This is a genomic window from Serratia sp. TSA_198.1 (assembly GCF_052686505.1).
The window spans coordinates 27738-46529 of sequence record NZ_JBQZFP010000002.1; the positions used below are offsets into that span (position 1 = coordinate 27738).

An 18792-nucleotide genomic window follows, 5' to 3' on the forward strand; every position below is an offset into this window, starting at 1 on the left:
AAGTTCCCCCTAGGACGCATCGGCGCCGTTAGGTGTTGTTCCCCCGAAGCGGCGCTCACGTTGTGCAAATGCATTCAGCGCACCTTCAAAGACAAGTTCATCAAAATCAGGCCAGAGTACATCAGTAAAGTAAAGTTCGGCATAAGCAATTTGCCACAGCAAGAAGTTACTGATGCGGTGTTCGCCGCCGGTGCGGATAACCAGATCCACCGGCGCCAAATCGTTCATGCAGACCCGCTCGCCCAATAACTCTTCGCTGATCTGATCCGGACGCAGCAAACCACCCTGCACCTGCTCAGCCAACTCCCTTACTCCCTGAATGATATCCCAACGGCCACCGTAGTTGGCGGCAATGTTGAGCGTCAGGCCATCGTTATTTTCTGTCAGTTGCTCAGAGCGACGGATCCGCTCCTGCAAACGCGTGCTGAAACGGCTGATGTCGCCGATCACCCGCAGTCTGACGTTATGTTTATGCAGGCTTTTTACTTCGCTGTCCAAGGCACGGACAAAGAGCTCCATTAGCGCGGAAACTTCTTGTACCGGGCGATTCCAGTTCTCGCTGCTGAAGGCATAAAGCGTGAGTGCATCTAAATGGTTGTTGGCGGCAAAACTGACCGCACGACGTACCGATTTCACCCCTGCTTTATGACCGAAGACACGTAACTTGCCCTGACGTTTAGCCCAGCGCCCGTTGCCGTCCATAATAATGGCGACATGTCGTGGCCCAGGGATGGACGGATTAGCCTCTTGTTGATTTGCGGACGACATAACTCGTACTTATTTCCTCAATAGAAATACAACTGCCCTTCCGGAACATCAGGCCCTTACGCGCAAAAAAAGCCGTGTGCCCGACACGGCTTTTCAGTCTGCCCCCGCACACCCGGTCATATTATCCGGGGCGCTATCGACATCCAAGATGCCAATCAGGCCATAATTCAACGGTATAACCGCTGACAGGTGGCGCAGACTATACCACCTCAGTCGGGCATGAACAAACGGCCCCACTGCAGCACGCGTAATTTACGAACAAAATAGGATAATAGCCGCTATCAACCACGCAGTGACTTCACTAACCCAACGGCAACTTCACGGGCCTGGCGATCTATTTCTAAGACCGCATCAATGCAGGACGGTTCCTGCAAAGACAGCCGTTCGACCACTTTTTGGTTCACTGCCGCGATATCGGTAAAGCGAATCTGCTCTTGCAGGAAGGCCGCAACGGCCACTTCGTTAGCTGCATTCAGCGCGGTGGTTGCCGCCTGGCCGGCATCAAAGGCGTCAATCGCCAGATACAGGCAAGGGTAACGCTCCCGTTCAGGTTCGGCAAAGGTCAACGAGCCGATACGGCAGAAATCCAGCGCTTCCACACCAGAACTGACCCGCTGCGGGTAAGCCATCGCATGGGCGATTGGCGTACGCATATCCGGCGTGCCCAACTGGGCCAGCACACTGCCATCAGCATAGCGCACCATCGAGTGGATCACCGACTGCGGGTGCAGAATCACTTCCATTTGTTCGGCCGAAGCGTTGAACAGCCAACGGGCCTCAATATATTCCAGTCCTTTGTTCATCATGGTGGCGGAATCCACCGAGATCTTGCGCCCCATAGACCAATTAGGATGGGCGCAGGCCTGGTCCGGCGTCATTGTGGCAAACTGCTCCAGCGGCGTCGAACGGAACGGGCCGCCGGAGCCGGTAAGCACAATGCGCGAGACACCATGATCGACTAATGAAGAGTATCCCAACTGACGCTGAATGCTTTCAGGCAAACTCTGAAAAATCGCGTTGTGTTCGCTGTCCAGGGGCAATAACTGCGCCTGGCTCTTTTGCACAGCATCCATAAATAGACGGCCACAGGTCACCAGCGACTCTTTGTTCGCCAACAATACCTGTTTGCCGGCACGGATCGCCGCCAGCGTCGGCAACAGCCCGGCAGCGCCGACAATAGCCGCAGTGACCTGATCGACATCATCCAGCGCCGCCAACTCACAGGCAGCCTGTTCGCCTGCCATTACCTCAGTGTCAATGCCGTTTTCCGCCAGCACGTCGCGCAATTCGCGCGCAGCGCCTTCGTCCGCCATCGCAGCATAAGCCGGGCGAAACTCCATACACTGTTGCGCCATCACCGCTACATTGCGGCCGGCAACCAGCGCTTTAATCGCAAAACGGTCGGGATGTTCCCTGACCACGGCCAGGGTGCTGGTTCCCACTGAGCCGGTGGAACCAAGAATAGTCAGTTGCTTCATGAGTTCGCTCTGAATAACTGTCTGATGAGATCGAAGGTGTTCCAGTGTGTAACCTTGGCCACCGCTTGTCCATGATCAATCAGTACGATGAAACGGGATCTGCGCCACAAAAAACAAAGCGCCGCCCAGGCGACGCTTTTTTTCTGCGCGATGCTGATTAGAATTCCATCAGCTCTTTTTCTTTATCCGCCAGAGCGGCATCCAGAAGTTTGATGTAAGCATCGGTCAGTTTTTGAACGTCATCCTGTGAGCGACGATCTTCGTCTTCGCTGATTTCTTTGTCTTTCAGCAGCGCTTTCACTTTGTCGTTGGCGTCGCGGCGAACGTTACGCACGGCCACACGGCCCTGCTCGGCTTCGTTGCGCACTACTTTGATCAGATCTTTACGGCGCTCTTCAGTCAGAGGAGGAAGCGGAACGCGGATCACGCTGCCTGCTGAACTTGGGTTCAGGCCGAGGTCTGAAGACATGATGGCTTTTTCTACCGCTGAACCCAGGGAACGATCAAACAAGTTGATGGCCAGGGTGCGGGAGTCTTCTACGGTCACGTTAGCCAGCTGACGCAGCGGCGTAGCAGAACCATAGTATTCCACCATGATGCCGTCCAAGATGCTTGGAGAAGCACGGCCGGTACGGATTTTGCTGATTTGGGTTTTGAATGCTTCTACGCTTTTTTCCATGCGTGAATCAGCATCTTTTCTGATTTCATTAATCACGTTGCGAACCTTTAGAAACGGGTTACTTGGCAGGCTATACATCAGTATAGCCCGTGAATTTTACTTGAGGAAAGCGCACAACGCACAGCGTTACCCGCTCCCGTTAAATTTGGCAGAACAGCCTTATTTGCTGATCAGCGTGCCTTCGTTTTCACCCATCACTACGCGGCGCAACGCGCCCGGCTTGTTCATGTTGAATACGCGGATCGGCAGACCGTGATCGCGGGCCAGCGTAAACGCCGCCAGGTCCATCACTTTCAGCTCGCGCTCAAGCACGTCTTGATAGGTTATATGTTCGTACAGCGTTGCATCCGGGTTTTTAACCGGATCGGCGGAGTATACGCCATCCACTTTGGTCGCTTTCAGTACCACGTCGGCTTCAATCTCGATCCCGCGCAGGCAAGCTGCCGAATCGGTGGTGAAGAACGGGTTGCCGGTACCGGCAGAGAAGATCACCACGCGGTTATTACGCAGCAGGCTGATGGCCTCGGCCCAGCTGTAGTTGTCACACACGCCGTTCAACGGAATAGCAGACATCAGGCGGGCGTTCACATAGGCACGGTGCAGTGCATCACGCATAGCCAGGCCGTTCATCACAGTAGCCAGCATTCCCATGTGGTCGCCCACTACGCGGTTCATTCCGGCCTGAGCCAGACCCGCGCCGCGGAACAGGTTACCGCCGCCAATCACTACACCGACCTGAATTCCCAGTTCGACCAGCTCTTTAACTTCCTGAGCCATGCGATCCAAAACGCTGGCGTCGATACCAAAACCTTCTGCACCTTGCAGGGCTTCGCCACTCAGTTTGAGCAGAATACGCTGATATACGGGTTTTGCATTGGTTGCCATGGTGTTCTGTCCTAAGAAGCAGTATTAGTATTGGGGATTTCAGCCGATGAAGCGCGCCTGTGCTGAGTATAGTGCCACAGGGCTTGCCACCGGTGTTAATTCTGGCTGGATAAAACGGAACCGCCAGACGGCGGCTCCATTAACAATCATTAAGACTGTTTGCTCATTGCTGCAACTTCAGCAGCAAAGTCATTTTCAACTTTCTCGATGCCTTCGCCCACTTCGAAGCGGATGAAGTTAACAACGTCAGCGTTGTGCTCTTTCAGCACTTGGCCAACAGTCTTGCTTGGCTCGATAACGAAAGGCTGACCGGTCAGAGAAACTTCGCCGGTGAATTTCTTCATGCGGCCTTCAACCATTTTCTCTGCGATTTCTTTCGGCTTGCCAGACTGCATGGCGATGTCCAACTGAACCTGGTACTCTTTTTCTACCACTTCAGCAGACACATCTTCAGGCTTAACGAATTCAGGTTTGCTGGCCGCAACGTGCATGGCAATTTGCTTAACCAGTTCTTCGTCAGCGCCTTTAGCGGCAATCAGAACACCGATACGCGCGCCGTGCAGGTAGCTACCCAACACTTCGCCTTCCAGGGAAGCAACGCGACGGATGTTGATGTTCTCACCGATTTTTGCAACCAGCGCTACACGTTCTTCTTCGAACTGTGCTTTCAATACGTCAACATCAGTGATTTTGCCTGCAACAGCAGCATCCAGCACTTTGTCAGCGAACGCCTGGAAACCGGCATCTTTAGCAACGAAGTCAGTCTGGCAGTTAACTTCAACGATAACGCCGTAGTTGCCTTCGATTTTGGTTTTGATCACGCCGTCAGCAGCTACGTTGCCTGCTTTTTTCGCCGCTTTGATCGCACCAGATTTACGCATGTTTTCGATTGCCAGCTCGATGTCGCCGTTAGACTCGACCAGAGCTTTTTTACAATCCATCATGCCGGCGCCAGTACGCTCACGCAGTTCTTTTACCAGGGCAGCGGTAATATCAGCCATTTCTTTTTCCTCGGTTATCTCGCAAGGAGATAGTTCTCATTCAGATAAGCAAAAGGGGCCTATTTAGGCCCCTCTAACCAACATATTCAATACCTGGTTAATAAGGGCTCAGTGACGAGCTTGCCTTATTATTCAGCTTCTACGAAGCTTTCTTCCGCCTGAACGGCCAGATCTTGAGAACGACCTTCACGGACGGCGGCAGCAACGGCAGTCAGGTACAATTTGATTGCACGGATTGCATCGTCGTTACCAGGGATGATGAAGTCAACGCCGTCTGGATCGGAGTTGGTATCAACGATAGAGAATACCGGGATACCCAGGTTGTTGGCTTCTTTGATCGCGATGTGTTCGTGATCTGCATCGATTACGAACAGAGCGTCAGGCAGACCACCCATGTCCTTGATACCACCCAGAGAGTTTTCCAGCTTGGCCAGTTCGCGAGTACGCATCAGCGCCTCTTTCTTGGTCAGCTTGTCGAAGGTGCCATCTTGAGACTGGATTTCCAGATCTTTCAAACGCTTGATTGACTGACGAACGGTTTTCCAGTTAGTCAGCATGCCGCCCAACCAGCGATGGTTCACGAAGAACTGATCGCAGTTGTTAGCATATTCTTTTACCGCTTCGCTTGCTGCGCGCTTGGTACCAACGAACAGGATCTTGCCTTTACGGGAAGAGATCTTGGTCAGTTCAGCCAGTGCTGCGTTGGCCATTGGTACGGTTTTTTCCAGGTTGATGATGTGAACCTTGTTACGTGCGCCGAAGATGAAAGGCTTCATTTTCGGGTTCCAGTAACGGGTCTGGTGACCAAAGTGTACACCGGCCTGGAGCATGTCGCGCATGGAAACAGTTGCCATGATTAAACCTCTATATAGATTAGTTGGGGTTATGCCTCCACGTATCCCATAACGCCGACCCCGACGGTGATAAATCACCTCAGAGCACCCCGGTGTATGTGCCGATACGTGTGTGTTATTTACACAATGTGAGTGCAGTTAAAGTGCTTCGGCTATTTCCGTTGTCGTCACAAGACCAACTTACGGATCGCCGGCGCGCTTTATACCATAAACCTGCCACCGACACCAACTTTTGTTGCGTTTACCGGGGCGCCGACAAATGAAATTTGGCAGCTTCTGGCCGGGCTGATACCATAAGAGACTGCTTCTTATTTCTTTCTGTTGTCGGCGAGCACGACACCTGCGGACGAATTTCATGGCAATCTCAATTAAAACACCTGATGACATCCAAAAAATGCGCGTGGCGGGCCGCTTGGCCGCTGAAGTGCTGGAAATTATCGAGCCGCACGTCAAACCTGGCGTGACCACCGGCGAACTGGACCGTATCTGTCACGAGTACATTACCAACGAGCAACAGGCCATCTCCGCCTGCCTCGGCTACCACGGTTTCCCGAAATCCGTGTGCATCTCGGTAAATGAAGTGGTGTGCCACGGCATCCCGAGCGATGACAAAGTGTTGAAGGACGGCGACATCGTCAATATCGACGTGACCGTCATTAAAGACGGCTTCCACGGCGATACCTCCAAGATGTTCATCGTCGGCAAGCCGACCATTCTGGGCGAGCGGCTGTGTCGCGTTACCCAGGAAAGCCTGTATCTGGCGCTGAAAATGGTGAAGCCGGGCATCCGCCTGCGCACCCTGGGCAAAGAGATCCAGAAATTCGTCGAAGCCGAGAAGTTTTCCGTGGTGCGTGAATACTGCGGTCATGGCATCGGCGAAGTATTCCACGAAGAACCGCAGGTTCTGCACTATGACGCCGACGACGGCGGCGTGGTACTGCAGGCCGGCATGGCGTTCACCATCGAGCCGATGGTCAATGCCGGTGACTACCGCATCCGCACCATGAAAGACGGCTGGACGGTAAAAACTAAAGATCGCAGCTTGTCGGCGCAGTATGAGCATACTATTGTGGTCACAGATAACGGCTGCGAGATAATGACGTTGCGCAAGGATGACACCATCCCCAACATCATTACGCACGAACAGTAAGAAACGCGGTCACATACCGCTGTTTCTTGTCACAGGCCGGCTTATGCCGGCTTTTTTTATGGGCTGCGTATTATGTCTGAAAATTTTCGCGAACAAAGCAACTCGGTCATTGAGCAACAGGCCGTGCCGAAGCAGCCTGAGTATCCCAACGTCTATGGCGATGAAGAGATTAATTGCGTTGCACTGAAACTGCGTCTTGAACAGTTTCAGCTGTGGTTGGCGGCAGCGTTCAACGCCGGCTCCAGCGCCGAAAGCCTGGTCGCGGCCCGCAGCGACTTTATCGATCGCCTGCTGCGTCGTCTGTGGATCTTTTACGGTTTCGAGGATATCCCGGAAACCGCCCTGGTGGCGGTAGGCGGCTATGGCCGCGGCGAACTTCATCCGCTGTCGGATATTGATGTGCTGGTGCTCAGCCAGCGCCGCCTGAGTGAACAACAGTCGCAGCGCGTGGGGGAATTTATCACCCTGCTGTGGGATCTGAAACTGGAGGTGGGCCACAGCGTACGCACGCTGGAAGAGTGCCTGCTTGAAGGGCTGGCGGACCTGACCGTGGCCACCAACCTGATCGAGTCGCGCATGATCTGCGGCGACGTCGCGCTGTTCCTGCAGATGCAAAAGCACATCTTCAGCGACGGCTTCTGGCCCTCCCCCCAATTTTTCCACGCCAAGGTGGCTGAGCAGCAGGAACGCCACCAGCGTTACCACGGCACCAGCTACAACCTGGAGCCAGACATCAAGAGCAGCCCCGGCGGCCTGAGAGATATTCACACCTTGCTGTGGGTAGCGCGCCGTCACTTCGGCGCCACCTCGCTGGACGAAATGGTCGGTTTCGGTTTTCTCACCCAAGCCGAACGTAACGAGCTCAATGAATGCCAGAGTTTCCTGTGGCGTATCCGCTTCGCACTGCATCTGGTGCTACCGCGTTACGACAACCGGCTGCTGTTCGATCGCCAACTCAATGTGGCGCAATTGCTGCGTTATGAGGGGGAAGGCAACGAACCGGTTGAACACATGATGAAGGATTTCTACCGCATGACGCGTCGCGTCGGCGAACTGAATCATATGCTGCTCCAACTGTTCGACGAAGCGATACTGGCGCTGGATGCCACGGAAAAGCCACGCCCGCTGAACGAGGATTTCCAGCTGCGCGGCGATCTGATAGACCTGCGTGACGAAACGCTGTTCATCCGCCAGCCGGAAGCCATCATGCGGATGTTTTACCTGATGGTACGCAACCGCGAAATCAAAGGCATTTACTCCACCACCGTGCGCCAATTGCGCCACGCACGCCGCCATCTGAAACAACCACTGTGCAACATTCCGGAAGCACGCGATCTGTTTATGGCCATTTTGCGCCACCCTGGCGCAGTGTCGCGCGCGCTGGTACCGATGCATCGTCACAGCGTGCTGTGGGCCTATATGCCGCAGTGGGGCAAGATCGTCGGGCAAATGCAGTTCGATCTGTTCCACGCCTATACTGTCGACGAACACACCGTTCGGGTTCTGCAAAAGCTGGAAAGTTTCGCCGATGCAGAAACGCGGCCACGCCATCCACTGTGCGTGGAGCTCTATCCGCGCCTGCCGAACCCAGAACTTCTGCTGCTGGCGGCGCTGTTCCACGATATCGCCAAAGGCCGCGGCGGTGACCACTCCATCCTCGGCGCACAAGATGCGCTGGAGTTCGCCGAACTGCACGGTCTGAATTCTCGCGAAGCCCAACTGGTGGCCTGGCTGGTACGCTGCCATCTGCTGATGTCGGTGACCGCCCAGCGCCGCGATATCCAGGATCCCACGGTTATCCAGCAATTCAGCGCTGAAGTGCAGAGCGAAACGCGCCTGCGCTATCTGGTTTGTCTGACGGTGGCGGATATCTGCGCCACCAACGAAACGCTGTGGAACAGCTGGAAACAGAGCCTGTTGCGTGAGCTGTACTTTGCGACGGAAAAACAGTTGCGCCGCGGCATGCAAAACAGCCCGGACTTGCGCGAACGTGTACGCCACCACCGCCTGCAGGCGCTGGCGCTGCTGCGCATGGACAATATCGACGAAGAGGCGTTGCACCGCATCTGGAGCCGCTGCCGGGCCGACTACTTCCTGCGCCATTCGCCCAACCAACTGGCCTGGCACGCCCGTCATCTGCTGGCCCATGATTCCACCAAACCCCTGGTGCTGGTCAGCCGCCAGGCGACACGCGGCGGCACCGAAATCTTCATCTGGAGCCCGGACCGCCCTTACCTGTTTGCCGCCGTGGCCGGCGAGATGGATCGCCGTAACCTGAGCGTACACGACGCACAGATTTTCACCAATCGCGACGGCATGGCGATGGATACCTTCATCGTGTTAGAGCCGGACGGCAGCCCACTGGCTCAGGACCGCCATGCGGCGATCCGCCATGCGCTGGTGCAAACCATCACCCAGCGGGAATATCAGCCGCCGCGCGTACGCAGGCCATCCTCCAAGCTGCGCCATTTCAGCGTGCCGACCGAAGTCAACTTCCTGCCGACCCATACCGATCGCCGCAGCTATCTGGAGCTGACCGCCCTTGATCAACCAGGGTTGCTGGCGCGAGTGGGCGAAGTGTTCGCCGATCTCGGCCTGTCGCTGCACGGCGCGCGAATTTCCACCATTGGCGAGCGAGTTGAGGACTTATTTATTCTGGCAGACAGCGATCGACGCGCTCTGAATTCGGAAACGCGCAGAAAGTTGGAACAACGGTTGACAGAGGCCCTCAATCCAAACGATAAAATGTGATACAAGTTACCTTTTCGTAGACAACAACATCAGGACAGAGAACAGCATGCAGCAATTACAAAACGTTATTGAAAGCGCCTTCGAACGCCGCGCGGATATCACTCCGGCGAACGCAGACACCGTAACGCGCGAAGCGGTAAACCAGGTGATCGGCCTGTTGGACAGCGGCGCCCTGCGCGTTGCCGAGAAGATTGACGGTCAGTGGGTTACGCATCAGTGGCTGAAAAAGGCCGTGCTGCTTTCTTTCCGCATCAACGACAACAAAGTGATGGACGGTGCCGAAACCCGTTACTACGACAAAGTGCCGATGAAGTTTGCCGATTACGACGAAGCGCGCTTCCAGAAAGAAGGCTTCCGCGTGGTACCGCCGGCGACCGTTCGCCAGGGCGCATTCATTGCACGCAATACGGTATTGATGCCGTCCTACGTGAATATCGGCGCTTACGTTGACGAAGGCTCCATGGTCGATACCTGGGCTACCGTGGGTTCTTGCGCGCAGATTGGCAAAAACGTTCACCTGTCCGGCGGCGTCGGCATCGGTGGCGTACTGGAACCGCTGCAGGCCAACCCGACCATCATTGAAGACAACTGCTTCATCGGCGCGCGTTCAGAAGTGGTTGAAGGCGTGATCGTCGAAGAAGGTTCGGTGATCTCCATGGGCGTTTACCTCGGCCAGAGCACCCGCATTTATGACCGTGAAACCGGCGAAGTGCATTACGGCCGCGTCCCGGCCGGCTCGGTGGTGGTTTCAGGTAACCTGCCGTCCAAAGACGGTTCTTACAGCCTGTACTGCGCGGTCATCGTCAAGAAAGTCGACGCCAAGACCCGCAGTAAAGTCGGCATTAATGAGTTATTGCGCACCATCGACTAAGCTGAATATAGCGGGTCACTATGCCCTAAATAATTGGGGCTGCATCAAGGCGGCAAGAGAACTTATCCCGATGAGCTTACACCAGTAAGTGATTCGGGTAAGTGAACACAGCCAACACAGAGGCAGCTTCAAGTATGACGGGTATAACCCGCTATTTTTTTGTCTTCAGTACGCGAGCAGTCACAGTCTCTGGCGCGGTTTTTCGCCATAATCCCAGACCGTGGAATAAAGTCTATTTATAAGGTGGCGCTATTATGTATGACAACCTGAAAAGCTTGGGAATCAGTCAACCGGAAGATGTCGATCGCTATAGCCTGCGTCAGGAGGCCAATAACGACATTCTTAAGATTTACTTCCGCAAGGATAAAGGCGAATTCTTTGCCAAGAGCGTGAAGTTCAAATACCCGCGCCAACGCAAAACCGTGGTGGCGGATAATGCCGGTCAGGGTTACAAAGAAATTCACGAGATAAACCCGAACCTGCGTTACGTAATTGATGAACTGGATCAACTGTGCCAGCGCGATCAGGTCGAAGTGGATCTGAAACGCAAAATTCTTGATGACCTGCGTCATCTGGAAGGCGTGGTATCCCACAAGATTGCCGAGATCGAATCCGATCTGGAAAAACTGACCCGCGGAAAATAAGAACCCGCTCGCTGTAGGGCGCGGCATGCTGCGCCCGTATTAGTCGGGGCAAATAACTTCGCCCCTTACAACAAATCTGTCGGAAGCCACCTGAAAGACGGCGGGTCGGTATCTTATTTCAGCAGTGAGCCCCACTGCTCAACCCACGGGCAGGAAACCACTTCCGGCTCAGGCTGTTCCATCGCATCGATTTCCAACACATCCCCCACGCGGGTTGCTCCCTGCTCTTGCAATAGCGCATCAAACGCACGCCCTGCGCCACAGAAATTGTCATAACTGCTGTCACCGAGCGAAATCAGCCCATAGCGCAGTTCCGGCTGGTAGCCGACCTGATCGCGGATGGCGTGGAACAGCGGCGCAATGCTGTCCGGTAAATCGCCCTGACCGGTGGTGGAGGTGATCACCAGCGCATAGTGCTGGCGGTAGAATTGCCAAGCCTCAAGCGTGCCCTCTTCAAACAGTTTGACCTCATGCCCCTGCTCGCCAAGGATATTTTCCGCCTCTTCCGCCACCAGCAGTGAGTTGCCGTAGACCGTTCCCACGAAGATTCCAACCTGAGCCATTGCCCCTACTCCCTCAATTACCTTTGAAAATTACCCGTTATCCTGACCGTTAGCCGCACTAAACTCAACCCCGGCGAGCTCAGGGAAAACCCCTGCCCAGCCAAACTGCGACATGACTCCCTGCCAGGGTTCATCCCAGCGTGCGGAAATAAGTAACGGCTCACCGGTTACAGGATGGTTCAACTGCAGATGACTGGCGTGCAGCATCAAGCGCGGGCAGCCGAAGTGCTGGGCCATGCCGCGGTTCTGACGCAGGTCGCCGTGCTTACTGTCACCAATGATCGGATGACGAAGATGCACCATATGGCGACGCAACTGATGCTTACGGCCGTTTTCCGGCTTCAGCTCCATCAGGCTGTAGCGCGCGCTGTCATAACGGCCAATGGCCACCGGCATCTCCACCTGCGCCAGCGGCCGGTAGTGGGTGACCGCCGGCTGCGGGCCTTTATCGACGGCGGTATGCTTATCGGCGATTTTGTCCAGTTCTTCCGTCAACGGGTAGTCGAGAGTTGCCCCTTCCTGCACGTAGCCACGCACCACCGCATGATAGGTTTTCTGCACTTGATGTTGCTCGAACTGCTGCGACAGCAGACGCGCCACTTCGCTGGACAGCGCCATCAACAGCACGCCGGAGGTCGGGCGGTCGAGGCGATGCACGGTAAACACGTGCTGGCCTATCTGGTCACGCACCGTCTGCATCATAAACCGGGTTTCATGACGATCCAGCCAACTGCGATGCACCAGCCAGCCCGACGGCTTGTTCACCGCCACCAAATACTCATCCTGGTAAAGGATCTCAATCATTATTGCGGTTCTTTATTCAGCATAAGATCCAAACGCTGCAGTTGCACCAGCAGCGGCATGCAGTTCGGATCCTTATCTTTCAGCGCCTCTTCAAAGTAAGGCGTAATGGCGAAACGCGTCGGCAGTGGTGCATGCGCATCCAGTAGCGCGTACATCCGCGGCAGAAATATCCATTGCAGCCACTCTTCGGCCAGCATGCTGTCTACGCAGAAGGGTTCGGTGCTGGCGAAGGCTTCAGGCTCGGGCGGCGTGGCTTGCCACAGCGCCAGCTCTCGCATTGACTGTTCAATCGCCTGCAAACTAAGGCGAACCTGATTTTGTATACTCATCTGCATTCCCGATCCGTTTAAACCATGATATTCAGCTGCGCGGCTGAAAGGCGGCAAAGCATAGCATTTTACCCTTTATAGCCCAAATTCGGCTGAGTTGATGACATCGACCGCATTTGATCTGGTGGCGCACGCCGCCGCACGGCACAATGAGTTCACCGAATAAACCGCAAAGATTAGACACATGCCTGCAATCACACCAATAAAAAATCATGCAACGCCCGGCAAAGCCATGCTGGCTTCGGTCACCGGTTACGCTATGGACGGCTTTGATCTGCTGATCCTCGGCTTTATGCTGCCGGCCATCAGCATCGAACTGGGGCTAACCTCTTCCGCCGCCGGCTCACTGGTGACCTGGACGCTGATCGGCGCCGTATTGGGCGGCGTGATTTTCGGCCACCTCAGCGATCGCTTTGGCCGCATCCGGGTACTGACCATCACCATCCTGATGTTCTCCCTGTTTACCGGCCTGTGCGCTCTGGCGCAGGGCTATTGGGATTTGCTCGCCTATCGCACGCTGGCGGGGATCGGGCTGGGGGGAGAGTTCGGCATCGGCATGGCGCTGATAGCCGAAGCCTGGCCGGCGGAAAAGCGCAACCGCGCCTCCGCCTATGTTGGCATGGGCTGGCAACTTGGCGTTCTGGCGGCGGCTTTCCTCACCCCGCTGCTGTTGACGCATATCGGCTGGCGCGGCATGTTCCTGGTTGGGTTACTGCCGGCAATCGCGTCATTTCTCATCCGCCGCACACTGGGTGAGCCGGAGGAATTCGTACGCCAACAAAATAGTGGCCAGCAACTCTCCTTTACCCAGCGCGTAAAGCTGCTGTTTAAAGACCGGGCCACCAGCAAAGCCAGTATCGGCATTTTTATTCTGTGCTCAGTGCAGAACTTCGGGTATTACGGGCTGATGATTTGGATGCCGACCTACCTGGCAAAAAATTTCGGTTTTTCGCTGACCAAATCTGGCCTGTGGACCGCGGTAACCGTGCTCGGAATGACGCTGGGCATCTGGCTGTTTGGTGTATTGGCCGATCGCTTCGCCCGCTGGAAGATTTTTATTGTCTATCAGATTGGCGCCGTGGTGATGGTCGTGGTCTATGCGCAACTTGGCGATCCCATGCTGATGCTGTTCGCCGGCGCGCTAATGGGGTTATTCGTCAATGGCATGATTGGCGGCTACGGCGCGTTGATCTCCGATACCTATCCGGTCCAGGTGCGCGCTACCGCACAAAATATTTTGTTTAATCTCGGGCGCGGTGTAGGCGGGTTGGGGCCATTGGTGATTGGGGCATTGGTGACGCAGGTGTCCTTCACGGCGGCAATCAGCCTGCTGGCGGCGATATATCTGTTGGATATTTACGCCACGCTGTTCCTGTTGCCGAAAACACAGAGCAACGGCGATACGCTGGGGGCGATTGGTTAACAATAACGAAGAGTTTGAGAAGGGGTAGTGTTCTTTGATACTTAAGATATAAAACCGCCATAAAAAGTTGGGGGCACTGCGTTAACAGTGCCCCCGGTTCGTTTTATAGCTGTCCCGCTACACAGTGTGCTCCCTGCTCAATCCTTGAAAACTTTTCCTGCGGCCATCCTGACCCAACCGTCCTTGCTCTATCCTGTAGCATCGTCCTGACGCGGTTCCTTAGTCTTCATGACCCGCCAACCCTCCTTTGCCGGCTCTCAATCTCCATCCTGGAGGTGTCCCTGGTTTCAATCCTGAAACATCCTTGGCATCTCCTGACGCCGTCCTTCGCTCTTCACTGAGCGCATCCATTTCCTCTTCCTGAAGCTGCATCATCCTGATGCTTTCCTGCTCCACCGTATCCGTTCCGGTAACCATAAGATCGCTTAATTATCTCGGCTTCACAAGGGATTAGCATAAGGATCAGGCTAAATTAACGCTAAGAGTTATCCTAAAGAAAATCTAACCAATTGATCTGGATAACAATAAAGACAATCCAGATCGCAGCCCACAAAAAATTAAAAGCGATCTCTCACAGCCCGTGTGCGAGATATCTCACACGAGTGAGGCTAGATACGGCGTTAAATACTCAACCGAGGGCGCAATGCATCGAGGAAATTCCCCAGCGAAGCCGCCAGCAAGGTGCGTTTATCGCTGCCGAATTGTTCCAGTACGACATTGCCGCTGACGTTGCACAGCGAGACCATCGTCATCTCGGATTCAGTGGTTGCCAGGAATAACGTCGGCGACAGCTTCAGCCGTTTTTGCGTCACCAAATGGCCGATCAAATTCTCCTGCAGGCGAATAAAATCGTCTTCGCTCCACACCTGCAGCAAGGTCACAAGGTGCTCACCGAACTGCGCTCTCATATCCCCCGCATACTGCTGGGTATAAAACAGGTTAATGTCCGGTTGCAGCCGTATCTCAAGCGCGACCTCCACTTTTTCCAACGTCATCGCCGGGGGGAAGGGTTGCGGCAACCACAGCACTTCATCGTCGCGCGTTTCTACAATGCAAGGCGATGGCACGCCGTACAAATCCTGGCTCGCCGGCGCATGACCGCGCTCCTGCTGCCAAAGATCGACATAACGCTGGGTGAATTCACGCAGGGCGTTCGGTACATCATGGTCCATATTTTTTCTCGCATACGGTAAACTGGAGGCTATTGTACCTATCTATCACCGAGGTGACAGCAGATGTCCTCCTATCAAGACCATCACGCCCTGTCGGCACTGACTCTGGGCAAACCTACCGCATACCGCGATCGCTACGACGCTCAGCTGCTGCAGGCGGTGCCGCGCAGCATGAACCGTGAACCGCTGGGTTTGTATCCGGACAGCCTGCCGTTCCACGGTGCCGATATCTGGACCCTGTATGAGCTCTCATGGCTGAACGGCAACGGCTTGCCGCAGGTCGCGGTGGGCGAGATTAGTCTCAACGCCAACAGCATCAACCTCATCGAATCCAAAAGTTTCAAGCTTTACCTCAACAGCTTTAACCAGACCCAATTTACCAACTGGGAGACGGTGCGCAGCACGCTGCAACGCGATCTGTCCGCCTGCGCGCAGGGTGATGTCAGCGTCGCCTTGTTCAGCATCGATCAGGTGGAAGGCAGCCCTATCGCCCGGTTGGAGGGAGAATGCATCGATCATCAGGACATCCGTATTGATAACTACGAGTTCAACGCCGATTACCTGCTGAACGCCACCGGCACCCGTCAGGTTGAAGAGCAACTTGTCAGCCACCTGCTGAAGTCCAACTGCCTGATCACCAACCAACCCGACTGGGGATCGGTGCAAATCCAGTATCGCGGTGCGCAAATCGATCGTGAAGCGCTGTTGCGCTATCTGGTGTCCTTCCGTCACCACAACGAATTCCATGAACAGTGCGTTGAGCGCATCTTCAACGATCTGATGCGCTATTGCCGGCCAGAGAGCCTGTCGGTGTATGCGCGCTACACCCGTCGCGGCGGCCTGGACATCAATCCCTGGCGCAGTAACCTTGACTTTGTTCCATCGCATGGCCGTCTGGCGCGCCAATAGTGCGAAGCATTGCTCAACAACTAAGCTAACGAGCGGTTTGTATTGGTAAAAATCAGGGGACGGCGGTAAGGTTAAGAAAGGCTGCGGCCAGTCATTGACCGCAGTGCGCTAACAATAACGAGATGCTGTTCTGCTGCGTATGGATTACTACTGCCCCGCCTCGGGTGCAAAGGAGTTACCTTGATTACACACATCAGCCCGCTTGGCTCTATGGATTTGCTGTCGCAGTTGGAAGTAGACATGCTGAAGCGCACCGCCAGCAGCGATCTGTACCGTTTGTTCCGCAACTGTTCGCTGGCAGTATTGAATTCCGGCAGTCAAACCGACAACAGCAAACAGCTGCTTTCACGCTATGAAACCTTTGATATCAACGTTCTGCGCCGTGAGCGCGGGGTCAAACTCGAGCTGGTGAACCCACCGGAAGATGCCTTTGTCGACGGCAGAATTATCCGCTCTCTGCAGGCCAACCTGTTCGCCGTGCTGCGCGATATTCTGTTCGTTCACGGCCAAATCGACAGCGCCGGCCGTTTCCAGCATCTGAACCTGGAAAATTCGGCCCACATCACCAACCTGGTATTCTCCATCCTGCGCAACGCCCGAGCGTTGCACCTCGATGAAGATCCTAATCTGGTGGTGTGTTGGGGCGGCCACTCCATCAATGAAAATGAATACCTGTACGCCCGCAAGGTCGGCAGCCAGCTTGGCCTGCGCGAGCTGAATATCTGCACCGGCTGTGGGCCGGGAGCGATGGAAGCGCCGATGAAAGGCGCCGCCGTGGGTCATGCGCAACAGCGCTACCGCAACAGCCGTTTTATCGGCATGACCGAACCTTCGATCATCGCCGCCGAGCCGCCTAACCCGCTGGTCAATGAGCTGGTGATCATGCCGGACATCGAAAAACGTCTGGAAGCCTTCGTGCGCATCGCACACGGCATCATCATCTTCCCGGGTGGCGTCGGCACGGCGGAAGAGCTGCTGTATCTGCTGGGTATTTTGATGAATCCGGAAAACAGCGAACAGGTATTGCCACTGATCCTCACCGGGCCGAAAGAGAGCGCCGATTACTTCCGAGTACTGGACGAGTTCATCATGAACACCCTGGGTGATGAAGCGCGCCGTCATTACACCATCATCATCGACGATCCGGCCGAAGTGGCACGGCAGATGAAAAAAGCCATGCCGCTGGTGAAAGAGAACCGTCGCAACACCGGCGATGCCTACAGTTTTAACTGGTCGATCCGCATAGCACCCGATCTGCAACTGCCGTTTGAACCAAGCCACGAAAACATGGCGAATCTCAATCTGTATCCGGACCAACCGGCCGAACAGTTGGCCGCTGCGCTGCGCCGCGCGTTTTCCGGCATCGTGGCCGGCAACGTGAAGGAAAATGGCATTCATGCCATTGAGCAATTTGGCCCGTACAAACTGCACGGCGAGCCGCAGATGATGAAACAAATGGACAGTCTGTTGCAGGGCTTTGTCGCCCAGCACCGCATGAAGCTACCGGGCAGCGCCTATGTGCCCTGCTATGAAATCGTAGCCTGATACCTCAGGGCGGCGTAGAGCCGCCCTTCTTTTATCTGACTTTACTCTACAGCCAGGCGGCAAGCGTACTCAGGCATTGTAGATACGCTCCATTCTGTGCCCGCATTCGTCGGAGCGATATATTCGCCCGCTACAGAAACTGAGATGGGTACGGGAAGTCAGCCACGCTGCGGCTTGAAAGACGACGAATAAATGCCTATACACCTACTGATTGTTGACGCCCTGAACTTAATTCGCCGCATCCACGCCGTGCAGGGTTCTCCCTGCGTGAATGCCTGCCAACATGCGCTGCAACAGCTGATCCAGCACAGCCGGCCAACCCATGCGGTGGCAGTATTCGACGAAGATGACCGCAGTGAAAGCTGGCGTCACCAAATTCTGCCCGACTACAAAGCCGGACGCTCGCCGATGCCGGAAAACTTACAGCAGGAAATGCCACAGCTGCGGCAGGCATTCGAAGCGCTCGGCGTCGCCTGTTGGCATTCGCCGGGCAATGAGGCGGACGATCTGGCGGCAACGCTGACGGCCAAGGTCGCCGGCGGCGGCCATCAGGTGACGATAGTGTCCACCGACAAAGGTTATTGCCAACTGTTGGCGCCCAACGTGCAGATCCGCGATTACTTCCAGAAACGCTGGCTGGACATGCCCTTTGTGCAACAGGAATTCGGGGTTGTGCCACAGCAATTGGCGGATTACTGGGGGCTGGCGGGAATAAGCAGCAGCAAAATTCCTGGCGTGGCCGGCATCGGGCCGAAAACGGCGGTATTGTTATTACAACAGGCGGGTACGTTGGATGGGCTGTATCAGGATCTGGAACAGGTGGCGGAAAAATGGCGCGGCAAGTTGCAACAACACCGCGACATGGCTTACGTCAGTAAAAAGGTCGCCACGCTGCGCACCGATTTGACGTTAACCGGCAACCTGCAGCAGTTACGGTTACCGGTTAGCTAAAGGCGCTGCAAGCAG

General features: G+C 55.2%; 19 protein-coding genes. 8 read left to right on the forward strand and 11 right to left on the reverse strand.

Annotated features, from left to right (window positions below; genetic code table 11):
- Positions 1-9: 9 nt before the first annotated feature.
- From ispU to rpsB, 6 genes are all read right to left on the reverse strand, one after another.
- The gene (ispU, locus tag ACUTSW_RS11530) at positions 10-768 is read right to left on the reverse strand and encodes a (2E,6E)-farnesyl-diphosphate-specific ditrans,polycis-undecaprenyl-diphosphate synthase (protein WP_004952217.1); all 759 of its coding nucleotides are present in this window, start codon (positions 766-768) and stop codon (positions 10-12) included.
- A 281-nt stretch (positions 769-1049) separates the two neighbouring features.
- Positions 1050-2246 (reverse strand): 1-deoxy-D-xylulose-5-phosphate reductoisomerase, encoded by a 1197-nt coding sequence (gene ispC, locus ACUTSW_RS11535; protein WP_166729219.1) that lies wholly within the window; start codon positions 2244-2246, stop codon positions 1050-1052.
- 157 nt (positions 2247-2403) lie between these two features.
- Positions 2404-2961 carry a ribosome recycling factor gene (frr, locus tag ACUTSW_RS11540; protein WP_006327538.1) on the reverse strand — a complete coding sequence of 186 codons (558 nt, stop codon included), beginning with the start codon at positions 2959-2961 and terminating at the stop codon, positions 2404-2406.
- A gap of 123 nt (positions 2962-3084) precedes the next feature.
- Positions 3085-3810 carry a UMP kinase gene (gene pyrH / locus ACUTSW_RS11545; protein ID WP_004952223.1) on the reverse strand — a complete coding sequence of 242 codons (726 nt, stop codon included), beginning with the start codon at positions 3808-3810 and terminating at the stop codon, positions 3085-3087.
- Positions 3811-3959: 149 nt separating this feature from the next.
- Positions 3960-4811, reverse strand: coding sequence for a translation elongation factor Ts (gene tsf / locus ACUTSW_RS11550; RefSeq protein ID WP_004952224.1), 852 nt, complete (start codon positions 4809-4811; stop codon positions 3960-3962).
- Positions 4812-4939: 128 nt separating this feature from the next.
- A complete protein-coding gene (gene rpsB / locus ACUTSW_RS11555; RefSeq protein WP_004952226.1) occupies positions 4940-5665 on the reverse strand; it encodes a 30S ribosomal protein S2 in 726 nt (241 codons plus the stop codon).
- 355 nt (positions 5666-6020) lie between these two features.
- On the opposite strand from rpsB, the gene map reads away from it, so the two are divergent.
- The 4 genes from map to ACUTSW_RS11575 all read left to right on the forward strand — a co-directional run bounded on the left by map (position 6021) and on the right by ACUTSW_RS11575 (position 11081).
- A complete protein-coding gene (map, locus tag ACUTSW_RS11560; protein ID WP_004952228.1) occupies positions 6021-6815 on the forward strand; it encodes a type I methionyl aminopeptidase in 795 nt (264 codons plus the stop codon).
- A gap of 72 nt (positions 6816-6887) precedes the next feature.
- Positions 6888-9566, forward strand: a complete 2679-nt coding sequence (gene glnD / locus ACUTSW_RS11565) for a bifunctional uridylyltransferase/uridylyl-removing protein GlnD (RefSeq protein WP_445584475.1) — start codon at positions 6888-6890, stop codon at positions 9564-9566.
- Positions 9567-9612: 46 nt separating this feature from the next.
- On the forward strand, positions 9613-10437 hold the full coding sequence (dapD, locus tag ACUTSW_RS11570; RefSeq protein WP_006327543.1) for a 2,3,4,5-tetrahydropyridine-2,6-dicarboxylate N-succinyltransferase: 825 nt from the start codon (positions 9613-9615) through the stop codon (positions 10435-10437).
- A gap of 254 nt (positions 10438-10691) precedes the next feature.
- Entirely contained in the window at positions 10692-11081 is a 390-nt protein-coding gene (locus tag ACUTSW_RS11575; RefSeq protein ID WP_004952233.1) for a DUF3461 family protein, read from the forward strand.
- A gap of 113 nt (positions 11082-11194) precedes the next feature.
- On the opposite strand, the gene ACUTSW_RS11580 is transcribed toward ACUTSW_RS11575, so the two are convergent.
- Genes ACUTSW_RS11580 through ACUTSW_RS11590 form a run of 3 tightly spaced genes read right to left on the reverse strand, consistent with a single transcriptional unit; the run spans position 11195 to position 12777 of the window.
- A complete protein-coding gene (locus ACUTSW_RS11580) occupies positions 11195-11644 on the reverse strand; it encodes a flavodoxin (RefSeq protein ID WP_004952234.1) in 450 nt (149 codons plus the stop codon).
- Positions 11645-11674: 30 nt separating this feature from the next.
- On the reverse strand, positions 11675-12448 hold the full coding sequence (gene truC / locus ACUTSW_RS11585) for a tRNA pseudouridine(65) synthase TruC (RefSeq protein ID WP_241921767.1): 774 nt from the start codon (positions 12446-12448) through the stop codon (positions 11675-11677).
- Positions 12448-12777, reverse strand: a complete 330-nt coding sequence (locus ACUTSW_RS11590; RefSeq protein ID WP_062869719.1) for a YqcC family protein — start codon at positions 12775-12777, stop codon at positions 12448-12450. The genes truC and ACUTSW_RS11590 overlap by 1 nt, the downstream gene beginning before the upstream one ends.
- A gap of 184 nt (positions 12778-12961) precedes the next feature.
- Here ACUTSW_RS11590 and ACUTSW_RS11595 point away from each other — a divergent pair, with 184 nt between their 5' ends.
- On the forward strand, positions 12962-14200 hold the full coding sequence (locus ACUTSW_RS11595; protein WP_445584476.1) for an MFS transporter: 1239 nt from the start codon (positions 12962-12964) through the stop codon (positions 14198-14200).
- A 219-nt stretch (positions 14201-14419) separates the two neighbouring features.
- Here ACUTSW_RS11595 and ACUTSW_RS11600 read toward each other — a convergent pair whose 3' ends face one another.
- Together ACUTSW_RS11600 and syd are read right to left on the reverse strand one after the other, a co-directional pair.
- Complete coding sequence (locus ACUTSW_RS11600; protein WP_020439677.1) at positions 14420-14575, reverse strand: hypothetical protein; 156 nt, start codon at positions 14573-14575, stop codon at positions 14420-14422.
- A gap of 245 nt (positions 14576-14820) precedes the next feature.
- The gene (gene syd / locus ACUTSW_RS11605) at positions 14821-15372 is read right to left on the reverse strand and encodes a SecY-interacting protein (protein ID WP_445584477.1); all 552 of its coding nucleotides are present in this window, start codon (positions 15370-15372) and stop codon (positions 14821-14823) included.
- A 63-nt stretch (positions 15373-15435) separates the two neighbouring features.
- On the opposite strand from syd, the gene queF reads away from it, so the two are divergent.
- From queF to xni, 3 genes are all read left to right on the forward strand, one after another.
- Positions 15436-16281 (forward strand): NADPH-dependent 7-cyano-7-deazaguanine reductase QueF, encoded by an 846-nt coding sequence (gene queF, locus ACUTSW_RS11610; RefSeq protein ID WP_445584478.1) that lies wholly within the window; start codon positions 15436-15438, stop codon positions 16279-16281.
- A 180-nt stretch (positions 16282-16461) separates the two neighbouring features.
- On the forward strand, positions 16462-17826 hold the full coding sequence (gene ppnN, locus ACUTSW_RS11615) for a nucleotide 5'-monophosphate nucleosidase PpnN (RefSeq protein ID WP_004952240.1): 1365 nt from the start codon (positions 16462-16464) through the stop codon (positions 17824-17826).
- Positions 17827-18018: 192 nt separating this feature from the next.
- Positions 18019-18777: a flap endonuclease Xni gene (gene xni / locus ACUTSW_RS11620; protein WP_445584479.1), complete on the forward strand. Its 759-nt coding sequence runs from the start codon at positions 18019-18021 to the stop codon at positions 18775-18777.
- Positions 18778-18792 lie beyond the last annotated feature (15 nt).

Bases quoted from the DNA above. Each gene is read 5' to 3' on its own strand.
- ispU (WP_004952217.1), bottom strand. From the start codon at position 768: ATGTCGTCCGCAAATCAACAAGAGGCTAATCCGTCCATCCCTGGGCCA.
- ispC (WP_166729219.1), bottom strand. From the start codon at position 2,246: ATGAAGCAACTGACTATTCTTGGTTCCACCGGCTCAGTGGGAACCAGC.
- pyrH (WP_004952223.1), bottom strand. From the start codon at position 3,810: ATGGCAACCAATGCAAAACCCGTATATCAGCGTATTCTGCTCAAACTG.
- tsf (WP_004952224.1), bottom strand. From the start codon at position 4,811: ATGGCTGATATTACCGCTGCCCTGGTAAAAGAACTGCGTGAGCGTACT.
- rpsB (WP_004952226.1), bottom strand. From the start codon at position 5,665: ATGGCAACTGTTTCCATGCGCGACATGCTCCAGGCCGGTGTACACTTT.
- map (WP_004952228.1), top strand. From the start codon at position 6,021: ATGGCAATCTCAATTAAAACACCTGATGACATCCAAAAAATGCGCGTG.
- glnD (WP_445584475.1), top strand. From the start codon at position 6,888: ATGTCTGAAAATTTTCGCGAACAAAGCAACTCGGTCATTGAGCAACAG.
- dapD (WP_006327543.1), top strand. From the start codon at position 9,613: ATGCAGCAATTACAAAACGTTATTGAAAGCGCCTTCGAACGCCGCGCG.
- ACUTSW_RS11575 (WP_004952233.1), top strand. From the start codon at position 10,692: ATGTATGACAACCTGAAAAGCTTGGGAATCAGTCAACCGGAAGATGTC.
- ACUTSW_RS11580 (WP_004952234.1), bottom strand. From the start codon at position 11,644: ATGGCTCAGGTTGGAATCTTCGTGGGAACGGTCTACGGCAACTCACTG.
- truC (WP_241921767.1), bottom strand. From the start codon at position 12,448: ATGATTGAGATCCTTTACCAGGATGAGTATTTGGTGGCGGTGAACAAG.
- ACUTSW_RS11590 (WP_062869719.1), bottom strand. From the start codon at position 12,777: ATGAGTATACAAAATCAGGTTCGCCTTAGTTTGCAGGCGATTGAACAG.
- ACUTSW_RS11595 (WP_445584476.1), top strand. From the start codon at position 12,962: ATGCCTGCAATCACACCAATAAAAAATCATGCAACGCCCGGCAAAGCC.
- ACUTSW_RS11600 (WP_020439677.1), bottom strand. From the start codon at position 14,575: ATGATGCAGCTTCAGGAAGAGGAAATGGATGCGCTCAGTGAAGAGCGA.
- syd (WP_445584477.1), bottom strand. From the start codon at position 15,372: ATGGACCATGATGTACCGAACGCCCTGCGTGAATTCACCCAGCGTTAT.
- queF (WP_445584478.1), top strand. From the start codon at position 15,436: ATGTCCTCCTATCAAGACCATCACGCCCTGTCGGCACTGACTCTGGGC.
- xni (WP_445584479.1), top strand. From the start codon at position 18,019: ATGCCTATACACCTACTGATTGTTGACGCCCTGAACTTAATTCGCCGC.